Genomic DNA, 12,456 nt, shown 5'->3' on the forward strand with positions numbered 1-12,456 from the left:
CCGGCTGCTCCATCGACTTCGCGAGCCACCGCGAAGGCGACGAGCCATCGCACATCGACAACTAAGTTAGCGCCTATGGGGACAAGCCCGAGCATGACGAAAGAGAGGTTGGCGGGCTTTGCTAGCAGGCCTGAGGCGCCGCAGCCTGCTGTTGCCTGGGTGGCAAAGCGCCGTACTATAATATGAGGCTCTAGACATGTTGATGTTATGGCGCCGCCAGCGTTGGTGGCTCACCCCGACTTTGCTGATCGCGCCGGCGATCGTGCTGTTCTTCACGGTCATCCTGCTGTCGGCCATCAGGAGCCTCTGGATCAGCCTGCATGACTGGGATGGCTTTGGCCCAATGGTCTGGATCGGCTTCGGCAATTACGTCGAACTCTACGACGACCCGCAATTCTACGTATCGTTGAAGAACAACTTGATCTGGCTGGTGATGTTCATGGCGGCACCACCTCTCGGGCTCGCCATCGCGCTGCTGGTCAACCAGAAAATCCGCGGCATGCGCTTCCTGAAGTCGCTGTTCTTCATTCCGCTGGTGCTCGCCTCGGTGACGGTCGGCGTCGTCTTCACCTGGGTCTATACGCCGGAGTTCGGGTTGCTGGCGCTGATCTTCAGGGCCTTCGGGGCAACGGCGCCAGCGGTTCTCTCCGACGAGCATTTCGTCACCTTTGCCATCGTGATTGCAGCACTCTGGCCGCAGATCACCTTCTGCATGGTGCTTTATCTCGCCGGTCTCAACAATCTCAGCGAAGAGCTGATCGGTGCCGGGCGCGTCGACGGGGCAAGGGGTTGGAACATGCTGTGGCACATCGTGCTGCCGCAGCTGACCCAGGTCACCTTCATCGCCATTGCCGTCACCGTCGTCGGCGCTCTGCGTTCGTTCGACATGGTGTCGGTCATGACGCGCGGCGGCCCGTTCGGCTCGTCCTCGGTTCTCGCCTACCAGATGTTCGAGCAGTCGATCTTCTCCTACCGCTTCGGCTACGGCGCGGCGATCGCCTCTGTGCTGTTCGTGATCATGGCGGTGTTCATCGTCTGGTATCTCAGCCGCATCATCCGTACCGAAGAAAGGGGAGGCTGATGTATCCTCGTCCTATTCCCGAAGCCGCCGTCTGGCAGCGCCGCCTCTATGTGCTCGCCGTCGTCATCGTCCTGCTGCTCTGGCTCTGCCCGCTGTTTGCGATCATCCTCACCTCCTTCCGCTCGACCGAGGATGTGATGGGCGGCAATCTGTGGGGATGGCCGACCAAGATCGGCGTCATCGACAATTACACTGATGTTTTTACCCAGACACCGATGGCCCGCTACTTCCTCAATAGCCTGACGATCACCATTCCCTCGGTGATCGGCGTCTTGGTGCTGAGCACACTCGCCGGCTATGTGCTGTCGCGCTATCGCTTTCCCGGCAACATGCTGATCTTCGCGCTGTTCGTCGGCGGCAATTTCCTGCCGCACCAGATCATGATGATCCCGGTACGCGACCTGATGGTCCGGCTCGACCTGATCGATACGACGGCAGCGCTGATCATCTTCCATGTGGCCTTCCAGACCGGCTTTGCGACGCTGTTCATGCGCAATTTCATCGCGGCATTGCCCGATGAACTGTTCCAGGCGGCCCGGGCGGAAGGGGCATCTCCCTTTCAGACGCTATGGCATGTGGCGATCCCGCTGGTGCGGCCGGCGCTTGCCGCACTCGCCATCCTGATCTTCACCTTCATCTGGAACGATTACTTCTGGGCCGTGGTGCTGACCGTCAGCGACTCCGTCAAGCCTGTGACTGCCGGCCTTGCCAATCTTCGCGGCGAGTGGGTCTCTGCCTGGAACCTGATTTCCGCCGGCACCATCGTCGTCGCCGTGCCGCCCGTCGTCATGTTCTTCCTGATGCAGCGGCACTTCATCGCCGGCCTGACGATGGGCGCTGTGAAGGGATGAGCGATCTCCTAAAGTTCCAAGTTTCAACAGCAGAGAGCCAGGACGCATGACCAGTCTCGAACTCCGACAGATCAACAAGAATTACGGCGCCTATCATGCGCTGCGCGGCATCGATCTTTCCGTAGCGCAAGGCGAGTTCATCGTCATGGTCGGCCCCTCCGGCTGCGGCAAGTCCACGCTTTTGAAGACGATCGCCGGCCTGGAGGAGATCTCCTCCGGCCAGATCCTGATCAACGGCCGCGACGTCAGCAAACAGGAGCCCGGGGACCGCGGCATCGCCATGGTCTTCCAGTCCTACGCGCTCTATCCGCATATGACGGTGGCGGAGAACATGGGCTTCGGTTTGCGCATGGCCAAGCGCCCGAAGGCCGAGATCGAGGCGGCCGTTCAGCGTGCAGCCAAGATCCTGAGGATCACCGACCAGTTGGAGAAGCGGCCGAAGCAGCTTTCCGGCGGGCAGCGGCAGCGCGTGGCGATCGGCCGGGCGATTACCCGTTCGCCCGACGTCTTCCTCTTCGACGAGCCGCTGTCGAACCTCGATGCGGCACTTCGAACCCAGATGCGTGTCGAACTCAGCAGCCTGCACGCCGAGCTCGGCGCCACCATGGTCTACGTCACCCACGACCAGGTCGAGGCCATGACCATGGCAAGCCGCATCGTCGTCTTGAACCAGGGGGTGATCGAGCAGGTCGGCTCGCCGCTCGAACTCTACCGCAACCCAGACAATCTCTTCGTCGCAGGCTTTCTCGGCGCCCCGCGGATGAACTTCCTCGGCGTTACCGTCGATGAGGTGTCCGGCCGCAATGTCACAGTTTCGGCGCCGGGCCTCGTGCCGGTGACGGTCGACCTGGCGGAGGCGACGGTGCTGGCGAAGGGCGCCAGCCTGACGCTCGGTGTGAGGCCGGAAAACATATCGATGGTTGCCGACGGGGCGCAGGGCGGAGCGATCAACGGTGCGGTCCGACTGGTCGAGCATCTCGGGCGCGAAACCATTCTCTATGTCGACGCCGGCAACCTCAGGACCATCGCCTCGGAAAGCGGCACCGGCAACATAACGGTGCAACTGAGCTACGTCGCGCCTTTTGCCGCCGACCAGAACGTGGCGCTGAAGCTCGACGCCAACGAACTCTATCTCTTCTCACCCGATGGCGGACGTACGATCAGCGTCCGCAAGACCACCCTCGACAGATAACAGGAAACAACACCGTGTCCGACAAGACCCTCTCCGTATGGAACCCCGTCAAGACCGACCGCTTCCTCGTCGGCGCCCCGCACTATCCCGAGCACGTCGATGAAAGCTACTGGGAGCGCGACGCCGAGCGCATGGCGAAGGCCGGCTTCAACGTGGTCAGAATGGCCGAATTCGCCTGGCATATTCTCGAGCCGAAGCACGGCACCTTCGATTTCGACCTGTTCGACCGTGCCATCGCCATGCTCGGGCGCTACGGCATCGACACGATCATGTGCACGCCGACGGCAACCCCGCCGCGCTGGCTGACCATGGCGCATCCGGAGATCTTAAGGGTCGACGGCAAGGGCCGGCCGATGAGCCATGGCTCGCGCCAGCACTGTGACACGGCAAGCCCGGTCTTTCGCGAACACAGCCGGCGCATCACCAAAGCGATGGCCGAGCATTATCGCGACAATCCTTTTGTCGTCGGCTGGCAGACCGACAACGAGCTGAACACCAGCATGCCGGAGAGCTTTTCGAAGGCGACGCTTTCCGAATTCCAGGCCTTCCTTGCCGGCAGATATGGCGAGATCGGCAAGCTCAACACGGCGTGGGGCGGCGATTTCTGGGCGACGGCCTACGACAGTTTCGACCAGGTGGTGCTGCCGATCGAGTTCGGCCCGACCTTCCCGAGCCCCGGCCATCTGCAGGATTATCACCGCTTTCTCGCCTTCTCGACGGCACGCTTCCAGCACGATCAGGTCGAGATTCTGCGCGCCGTCAAGCCCTCCTGGTTCGTCTTCCACAATCTCGGGGGTCTCCGGGATATCGACTTCCGCGGCCAGTTCACCACCGATCTCGATTTCGTCGGCTACGACATCTATCCGATGCTCTATGACGAGTTCCAGCGGCTTGGAAACCACGCCAAGGTCCAGGCGCTGCACCTCGATATCTGCCGCGGTTTTTCCGGCAACTACATCGTTCCCGAGCAGCAATCGGGCTTCGGCAGCCAGCCGGGTTTCTGCACGCTGACGCCGGAGCCGGGCGAACTGCGCCGCATGGCACTTTCCTCTGTCGCCCATGGCGCCGACGGCTTGATGTTCTTCCGCTGGCGCCCCGCCCATTTCGGCGCGGAGATCTATTGGATGGGCATCATCGACCACGACGACGTCGGCCGCCATCGCTATGACGAGGCCAAGCGCTTCGCGGCCGAGATGACCGCGCTGGCGCCCAAGATCCTCGGCACCTATGTGCGCATGGATGTCGGCATCGCCGGCTCCGACTTCGACAATCAGGAAGCTCACAAGACCTATCCGATCGGCCTGCCGAGCCCACAGGACGATGCGATCCTGCTGCACCAGTATTGCTACGACCGCGGCATTGCCTGCGGTTTCATTCATCCCGAGGACGATCTTTCCAAGCTGAAGCTGCTCTATGTGCCCCATTGGGTGATGTGGAAAGACGAATGGACCGAGAGGCTGAAATCCTTCGCCGAGCAGGGCGGCACCGTCGTCATCGGCGCGCGCACCGGCACGCGCAACGAAGACAACCACGTCATCCGCGAAACGGCGCCCGGCACCTCGCTGTCGCAGCTCACAGGCGTACGTGTCGAGGATTTCGGCCGTCTCGCCGCCCCCGGCGCCAACGGGCTCTTCGATGTGATGGAACGTTCGGGCGGGCTTGTCATTCCGCCGAACAAGCCGGCGGAATCGCGCCGCCGCGAACGCCGCTTCAAGATCGGCAACCGCGAACTGGTCGGCGGCTATTTCTATGAAAACCTGGCGATCGCAAGCGATGTCGAGGTGGTTGCGGCCTGGTCCAACCGCTATGCCGAGGGTCAGCCGATGGCGACGTCGCGCAAGCTCGGCAAGGGGCAGGTGGCCTATGTCGGCACCTATCTCACCCCGGATCTGACGGCAGCTCTTGCCGAGCGGCTATTTGCACCCGTTGGCATAGAACCGCTGATCGGCGACCTTCCCGAGGGCGTCGAGGTGACCATGCGGATGAATGACCACCGCCGGCTGCTGTTCATCCAGAACTACACCGACCAGCCGGCCGCCATCGGCGGCGTTCCCGCTGGCCGTGATCTCCTCGATGACGAAAAGCCGGTTGCCGGTAGGCTCGATCTCGAAGGCTACGGCTGCGCGATCATCGAGCTCGCGGGGTGAGTTGCGCTCGCCACGCGAAAGCTTGGCGAGGGCTGCTGCTGCATTCTCCGTCGTCTTCGGCCTTGAGCCGAGGATCCATATCACGGGCGCTGAGGGGTGCCATTGTAGATGCCCCGGTCGATCCCGAGCATGATGGAGAGGACTGCCAGCGGGAGGCCTCATTCACGGCGCAGACGCGCCGATTATGACCTGTCAACGTCGGTGTTATCCTTTCAGGTCGGCTTGTTAGGCTGGTCATGACCGTTCAAATAAGCCGGCATCTGGGACACCTTCCAATCGTAGGAGCGCAAGAAGCTCACCAATTCTCGCATGGCTGCGCTGGAGTGTCTTTTGCTCGGGTAATAAAGATACCAGCTTGGCAAAAGGGGGCTCCAGTCCTTCAGAACCTCCGTCAACCGACCGTTCGTTAGGTCGGGTGTGGCGTAGTCCTCGAAGATATGGGCCAATCCGCATCCGGCGACAGCGGCCTGCAGCTCGTTGTGTGCTGAACTTACCGTCAATCGCCCCTCCGGCAAGACTTCCAGGGCATCTCCGCCCTTTTCAAATTTCCAGGATACCAATGTGCCGCCGGGAAATCGTCGTCGAATGCAGTTGTGGCCGGCGAGATCATTGGGGGTCAGAGGCAGGCCATGCTTTGCAATATAATCCGGCGACGCCACGATCGCGTATCGAAGCGATGGTCCCAGCGGTACTGCGATCATATCTTGTGCCAGTTGCTTTCCGAACCGAACGCCCGCGTCAAAGCCTTGCTCGACGATGTCGATGACGGCTGCGTCGCTGATGAGTTCGACCCTGATGTCCGGGTATGTGTCCATAAACGTGAACATTGCCGGACAGAGCAGGTGATCGATTGCGGGGCCCGGCGCATTGATACGAAGGGTGCCGGACGGGTTTTCCTTTAACTGGTTAAGGTCATCGACTGCGAGACGGATGTCCGTCAAAGCTGGACCGAGGCGCTGCAGGAGACGCTGTCCCGCCTCCGTCGGCGCAACGCTTCTTGTTGTCCTGTTGAGCAGGCGGATGCCGAGCGCCTCTTCCAAAGCGTTGATTGTCTGGCTGAGTGCCGATGATGAAACGCCTCGCTCCAGGGCGGCGGCCCTGAATCCGCCGCACCTGACGATCGCCGCAAAAACATCTAGGCTATCCAAACGAAACTGATCCATTGCGAAGCTTACCTTATCAAGCTGCGTAGATTTGCTCGTCTTATCAGCGCAGTGATTTGAGGTCATCTAAATACCTCGACCGCACATGCGGGCTGTCGACTGAAAGGAAAAGCAATGGATCGACTCACATTGAACCGGCGAACGGTCATGGTTTCAGCGGTTGCCGGAACATCCGCTCTGCTGTTCGGAGGTTCCGCGGGATCAGGCAAGGCGCAGGTGCAGAGCCTGGACAGCCGTAATGTTGGATATTATCGATTTCGGGTCGGGGAGATCAAAGCGACGGTTTTGAGTGATGGCGTGATCGGCGGCCCACCGACGGTCTATGCCAACGATGCTCCGGAGGCGGAGTTGCAGGAGGTCCTTCGTCGCGCTTTCCTTCCTACCGATCACATGACCCTTCAACTCAACACGCTGCTGCTTGAGGTCGCGGACAAGCGGATATTGCTTGAGGCGGGAGCCGGGGCCACCATGGGACCGAATGCGGGGCGTGTGTTTGACAATCTCGCCGCCATCGGTCTCGATGCAGGCGATATCGACACGATCGTGGTGTCGCACACGCATCCTGATCACGTCGGCAATCTCAGAACTTCCGAAGGCAAAAAAGCGTTTCCCAATGCCACCGTCTACGCACCCCGGGCGGACTGGGATTTTTTTGTGCGCAACGATCCCGATCTCTCCTACATGCCGGTACCAAGGGACTTTCGTGACCGGTTTGCAGCGGCGATCAAAACGAGTGTCGAGCCGATCGCAAAGGACATCGAGCTCTACGAGGCAGGTGCTGAAATCGTGCCGGGCCTCACCACGATCGCTGCGCCCGGACATACGCCTGGCATGGCAACATTCCTGGTCCACTCAGGAAACGACCAACTGCTCCTCACTGCGGACCTTGCCTATCACCCGGTCGTCAACATCGACCATCCATGGCGACCCGGACCTGACCGAGACAAGGATACCGCGCTCGCGTCGCGCCGCCGCATATTCGATATGGCCGCGACCGATAGGCTCCCTGTTCTCGGGTTTCATTACCCTTTCCCGGGGCTCGGACGAATGCTCAAGACCGACATGGGTTATGCCTGGGTTCCGGCAAGCTGGCAGTTTTGACCAGACATAGAACTGGAGGTTTCCTCTTGACCCGAACGACAGTACCGCCGTCGAGAAGTTCCGTCCGACGTGGTCTGGCGAAGCTCGATCGAAGCGGAATCATCCGCTTCGATCCTAAGCACCCATGCTCCCTGTCGATGGCAGGCAGAGATCACAGCCGAGGCATCAGAAATACGCAAAAAAAGAGCATTTCCGTACACAAACAAAACGGAAATGCTCTCGTAGTTTAGTGCGGAGCTATACTTGTCAGCTCCACACTGCTCGCACCTGAGTTCGCGGCTATTCGTCTGATGTCGCCGGCGCGGCGTTCTCCAGTGAGGTGCGGATTTGATCGATCTTCCCGTTTGCGTCGCCAACCCCGAGAATGGTTTTGGCCTGGTCCAGAACCGCCGGACTGACGTCACCGGTTTTCGTTGCGGAAGCCAATGCGTCCTCCAGCGCCTCGTCCCCCAACAGGGGGTCATCGGCCGAGGGCTCGATTCCATTGTCGAGTTCATACTGGGCATAGGCCATTGCGTATGCCGCGATAGCCGTCATGCGTGGGTCCGACGTATGCATCAACGCCTTGTAGTTTCGCTTCAAGGAGTTCAGGCCCGCAAGTTGCGCCGACAGGTTCTTTTCTTTGGTGCTGACTTTGGTCTCGTCTGCCTTGACGGACTTGGATTTGCTTGCCGCCTCGGTCGATTTGCCTTTCGTGCCTTGCGATTTGGAGCTGCCGTGGGTTACCTGGCTGCTGCTGCCATGGTTACCGCTGTTGCCACTGCCGCCGCCGTGACCGCCGCCATTGCCCCCACCGTTGCCGCCACCGTTTCCACCGCTCTTTGCCAGTGCGGTCATATCGATCCCGGCAATCGTTGCCGGGCTTGCTGCAAGAGCCAGCGAGAGCGCGGCCAAGGATGCTAAGGTTGCGATCCGCATTATTTCCTCCAGATCAGATCAGGCGCCGGGCCAATGCACGGCTTGAGCAGATATGAGAGGTTAGACGGTGATCGCGCATTGCACATCGGACCGAGGTCCGATGCCAGGACCGGCAATGGTCTTAGACGACCTGAAATGCTTAACGATTCCTTCTTCGTCCAAAGCGGCCATCGGTTGAGCTTGTTGCTGCTCAGTGCTTTCCGGCTGTCTCGTCTGCGAACGCATCGCGGGACGGCTGCGAGGTCAAAAAAAGCTTGGCCGCGCGCCCGTTATCGGGTGTCGACTTCATACAAGTTGCCTCGCTGAGTTGCACGAGAGTGTCAAACGGCAGTCGCAAAATTCCAGCGCCATCACGCAATCATCGCGGCGTCAGATGGATGCCTGCGAGCGTGCAACGGACCGATCCACCGGCGCGCTCGATGGTCGGGATATCAAGTGCGACCAGTTCTGCGCTCTCTTCGATCGTGTTGCGTTGATCCCGGCTCAGGGATGCAAACGCCGTGGTCGAGAGCGCAAGGATACGCCCCGCATTTCCCTGGAGTTCGAGAGCGTTGCCGGAGAAGGAGGCGATCTGATCGTTGGTGAGTGCGATGACGCCGCGGCCGGAGCGCTCCAGTCTTAGAACGACCTCCCGCCGTCTTGCTGCGTCGGTCATCATCTCCAGCCCGATCATGGCGAAGTCGGTGGCGATGCACATCAGGACATTGGTGTGATAAACGGCGACGCCGTTTCCATCGCGTGCATCGAACACCATCGGCTCGAAGTTGAAGTGGGTCGAGAAGCGTTCCAGCGCGATCGGATCGGTGCGGTCGGAGCGGGCGGCATAGGCCACCCGATCGATGTGATCGAGAACCATGGCGCCGGTGCCCTCGAGAAACAGTCCGTCCGGCTCGAGGCCCGAATAGTCGATCACCTCTTGCACCCGATACCGGGTCTTCAGCATTTCGATGACGTCGCTGCGCCGCTCGCGCCGGCGGCTGACGGCCTTCATCGGATAGATCGCCACATGACCGCCGGCATGGGTGGAAAACCAGTTGTTGGGAAAGACCGAATCCGGCGTTTCGGTACCGGTGTCGTCGAAAAGATGCACGTTCACGCCATGGCTTCGGAGCACATCGGCCGCCCGGGTGATTTCGTCATAGGCCGCCCGCGAAAGGTCGTCCGTCGTGTCCGGGCTGGACTGGAACAGGTTGTCGATGGCGGTCTCGGTATTCACGGTGAAGTAGTGCGGCCGGACCATGACGACGGCAGAGGGCGCCTGAACGGAATAGGTGACGTGTCTTGGCATCATCGTGCTCCTATGCTGCCTGCTTTGCTCGCTGCAACATGCCGAACAGGTCGCGCGGATCGTCCGGATCGGCGATGATATCGAGGTCCTGGTAAAGCCCGGTCCCCCTCAGCCTGTCACGGACATAACGAAGAGCGGAAAAATCCTCGATCGCGAAACCGACGCTGTCGAACAGTGTGATCTGGCTGGCATCGCGGCGGCCGATCGCCTGTCCCGTCAGGACCTGCCAGAATTCGGTGACGGGATAATCGGCATCCATCTGCTGGATCTCGCCTTCGATGCGGGTCTGTGGCGGATATTCGACAAAAGTATCGGCGCGCAACAGGATGTCGCGGTGCAACTCGGTCTTGCCCGGGCAGTCGCCGCCGATGGCATTGATGTGGACGCCGGAGCCAACCATGTTGTCAGTCAGGATCGTCGCGTACTGCTTGTCGGCGGTGCAGGTTGTAATGATATCGGCATTTTCGATAGCCGATTGGGACGAGCTGCAGGCGGTGACCGTCAGCCCCGTACCTGCAAGGTTGCGGACCATCTTTTCCGTCGCCAGCGGATCGATGTCGTAGAGCCTGATGTGATCGATGCCGCAGACGGCTTTCATGGCAAGCGCCTGGAATTCCGCTTGGGCGCCGTTGCCGATCATGGCCATCGTGCGGGCACCCCTGGGTGCGAGGTGCCGCGCGGCCATGGCCGAAGTTGCGGCGGTTCTCAATGCTGTCAGCAGGGTCATTTCGGTGAGCAGCACCGGATAGCCGGTCGAAACTTCCGCCAGAAGGCCGAAAGCCGTCACAGTCTGCAGGCCTTGCGCCATGTTCTTCGGATGGCCGTTCACATATTTGAAGCTGTAGATTTCGCCGTCCGATGTCGGCATCAGCTCGATCACACCTTCGCCAGAGTGAGAAGCAACGCGCGGGGTTTTGTCGAACGATCCCCAGCGGCGGAAATCCGCCTCGATGACGTCGGTAAGTTCGGTCAAAACGGTTTCGATGCCGATGTGGTGAACAAGACGCATCATCTTCTCGACGCTGACGAAGGGTACGAGAGCTTTTTCCGATGGAAGGGGCGACGACATGCTGAGTTCCTCCTGCATATGCTCAAGGAGGAAGGCTAGCCGTCCTGCATGTTGGCCGAAAGCTCAAATCTGTGCTAATTCCGGCAATAGATTGTACAAATCGTTCAGTCTATTTGCGCGAATTTATCAAGAGGCAATATGACCATCGCGAAATACGCACCCGACGACCTGGATCGCCGGATTATCGCTCACCTCCGTGCCGATGGACGCGCTTCCCTAAGCAAGCTTTCCGATGCACTCGGTGTCGCACGCGGCACAGTTCAGAACCGGCTGGATCGCCTGATGGAGACGGGTACGCTGCTCGGCTTCACCGTCCGGGTGCGGGAGGACTACGACGTCAACGCCGTGCGTGCCGTGATGATGGTCGAGGTCGTCGGCAAATCGACGACCCAGGTCATACGAAAGCTCCGCGGCCTGACGGAGATTTCAGCGCTGCACACGACGAACGGCAACTGGGACCTTGTCGCCGATATCAGGGCCGCAAGTCTTGCCGACTTCGACCGGGTTCTACGCGAGGTGCGCATGATCGACGGTGTCGCAAACAGCGAAACCAGTCTCCTCCTCAGCAGCGTCTGAGGGCTGCCAAGCGTGGTCTACGCGGAGCGCCATCACGACTTGCCGGCGCTGCGGGGGGCTGGTGAAGACGCCAAAGGATGCTGCTCAAATTCGGCGGCTGTTGGCGTTGGCTTCGATATGGCGCGTCGAGGTGTGAATTGGCGCTTCCTCCGAAAGAGATTCACGCCAAGCGCAGATCGAGAAGCGGGTGTAACTTCTTGAGATTCGGCAGCGACTTCGCTTGCCAAGGATATTGGTTGGTGCCTTTTACGATGAGCAGAAGGTCGCCCATCTTTCTGGCTTCAATGGTCAGCTTGGCCAAAAGATTTATGCCGGAGGAATTGAGGAATTCGAGACCCGTCAGATTGAACGTCACCTGTTTGTGCCCCTCGTGGAGCAGGCCGAAGACCAATGAGTAAATCGGCGCATAGGCGTCCGGTCCCGCCAGCCTGAATACGCCATCGAAATACACCTCGTTTTTCTCAGCCCATACGCGGAAGTTTTCGTCGCTGATTTCCATTCTTCGCTCACAGATTGGAGGAGGGCGGCATCGCCACAGCTGCAGTCGTCGTCAGTATGATATGCTGGTCATTATTCCCTTCGAATGCCCACGCCATTTTTGCGTCGTAGTCGCTCAGAAGGGTGAGCAACCCCAAGCCCGAACCGCTTGCTGCCGATATGGCGTTGGTTTCGATTTGCTCAAGAAGAAGTTCCCCAGGGTCCTTCGATTGAAGGCGATGCAGCAGTTGTTGAAAGCGAGAAGATGTCACGCCATCGATCGTGTTCTTGACCCTTATTAAAAAGGTTCCGTCGAATATGCCGGCTTCAATGAGGATCTCCCCAGGCTGTCGAAACTTAACGGCATTTTCGATCAACTCATTGCTGAGATATCCGATGTCATGATGCGCCTGCACGTAGTCCTTCCTTGATCGTGAATAGGGCAAAGCCATGACTTCCGCTATGAAGTCCGAGGTCATTCCTGAGTGCTTCCATCCAAGCTGAAGCGGTCCGTCGCTTAGCGTGAGGCGAGTGCTTGAATCCAGGCTTATGCCTGCCAGAGATTCGATACCATATACCGTTGGCGTCATGTC

12 protein-coding genes are annotated in these 12,456 nt (G+C 59.8%); 6 read left to right on the forward strand and 6 right to left on the reverse strand.

Annotation, left to right across the window (positions count from 1 at the left end):
* Positions 1–196 precede the first annotated feature (196 nt).
* From A6U98_RS21850 to A6U98_RS21865, 4 genes are read left to right on the forward strand one after another with little or no spacing between them, the layout of a single operon-like run.
* Positions 197–1,081, forward strand: a complete 885-nt coding sequence (locus A6U98_RS21850) for a sugar ABC transporter permease (RefSeq protein ID WP_064652676.1) — start codon at positions 197–199, stop codon at positions 1,079–1,081.
* Positions 1,081–1,932: a carbohydrate ABC transporter permease gene (locus A6U98_RS21855; protein ID WP_064652678.1), complete on the forward strand. Its 852-nt coding sequence runs from the start codon at positions 1,081–1,083 to the stop codon at positions 1,930–1,932. Before A6U98_RS21850 ends, A6U98_RS21855 begins: the two co-directional genes overlap by 1 nt.
* A 46-nt stretch (positions 1,933–1,978) precedes the next feature.
* The gene (gene ugpC / locus A6U98_RS21860; RefSeq protein WP_064652680.1) at positions 1,979–3,124 is read left to right on the forward strand and encodes a sn-glycerol-3-phosphate ABC transporter ATP-binding protein UgpC; all 1,146 of its coding nucleotides are present in this window, start codon (positions 1,979–1,981) and stop codon (positions 3,122–3,124) included.
* Positions 3,125–3,138: 14 nt separating this feature from the next.
* The gene (locus A6U98_RS21865) at positions 3,139–5,271 is read left to right on the forward strand and encodes a beta-galactosidase (protein WP_064652682.1); all 2,133 of its coding nucleotides are present in this window, start codon (positions 3,139–3,141) and stop codon (positions 5,269–5,271) included.
* Between the two features lie 212 nt (positions 5,272–5,483).
* Here the strand turns inward: A6U98_RS21865 and A6U98_RS21870 are convergent, their stop codons facing one another.
* Positions 5,484–6,434: a LysR family transcriptional regulator gene (locus A6U98_RS21870; protein ID WP_064653050.1), complete on the reverse strand. Its 951-nt coding sequence runs from the start codon at positions 6,432–6,434 to the stop codon at positions 5,484–5,486.
* 114 nt (positions 6,435–6,548) lie between these two features.
* On the opposite strand from A6U98_RS21870, the gene A6U98_RS21875 reads away from it, so the two are divergent.
* Positions 6,549–7,535: an MBL fold metallo-hydrolase gene (locus tag A6U98_RS21875; RefSeq protein WP_064652683.1), complete on the forward strand. Its 987-nt coding sequence runs from the start codon at positions 6,549–6,551 to the stop codon at positions 7,533–7,535.
* A gap of 279 nt (positions 7,536–7,814) precedes the next feature.
* Here A6U98_RS21875 and A6U98_RS21880 read toward each other — a convergent pair whose 3' ends face one another.
* The 3 genes from A6U98_RS21880 to A6U98_RS21890 form a co-directional block, all read right to left on the reverse strand.
* Complete coding sequence (locus tag A6U98_RS21880) at positions 7,815–8,453, reverse strand: hypothetical protein (protein WP_064652685.1); 639 nt, start codon at positions 8,451–8,453, stop codon at positions 7,815–7,817.
* Positions 8,454–8,811: 358 nt separating this feature from the next.
* On the reverse strand, positions 8,812–9,744 hold the full coding sequence (locus A6U98_RS21885) for an arginine deiminase-related protein (RefSeq protein ID WP_064652687.1): 933 nt from the start codon (positions 9,742–9,744) through the stop codon (positions 8,812–8,814).
* Positions 9,745–9,751: 7 nt separating this feature from the next.
* A complete protein-coding gene (locus A6U98_RS21890; protein WP_064652689.1) occupies positions 9,752–10,810 on the reverse strand; it encodes an ornithine cyclodeaminase in 1,059 nt (352 codons plus the stop codon).
* 138 nt (positions 10,811–10,948) lie between these two features.
* Between A6U98_RS21890 and A6U98_RS21895 the strand changes: the two genes are divergently transcribed.
* On the forward strand, positions 10,949–11,386 hold the full coding sequence (locus A6U98_RS21895) for an Lrp/AsnC family transcriptional regulator (RefSeq protein ID WP_018242678.1): 438 nt from the start codon (positions 10,949–10,951) through the stop codon (positions 11,384–11,386).
* A 160-nt stretch (positions 11,387–11,546) separates the two neighbouring features.
* On the opposite strand, the gene A6U98_RS21900 is transcribed toward A6U98_RS21895, so the two are convergent.
* Together A6U98_RS21900 and A6U98_RS21905 are read right to left on the reverse strand one after the other, a co-directional pair.
* Positions 11,547–11,885, reverse strand: coding sequence for a hypothetical protein (locus A6U98_RS21900; protein WP_064652691.1), 339 nt, complete (start codon positions 11,883–11,885; stop codon positions 11,547–11,549).
* Between the two features lie 7 nt (positions 11,886–11,892).
* On the reverse strand, positions 11,893–12,453 hold the full coding sequence (locus tag A6U98_RS21905; protein ID WP_064652693.1) for a hypothetical protein: 561 nt from the start codon (positions 12,451–12,453) through the stop codon (positions 11,893–11,895).
* Between the last annotated feature and the right edge of the window lie 3 nt (positions 12,454–12,456).

This window comes from Rhizobium sp. WYCCWR10014 (assembly GCF_001657485.1).
Taxonomy (GTDB): Bacteria; Pseudomonadota; Alphaproteobacteria; order Rhizobiales; family Rhizobiaceae; genus Rhizobium.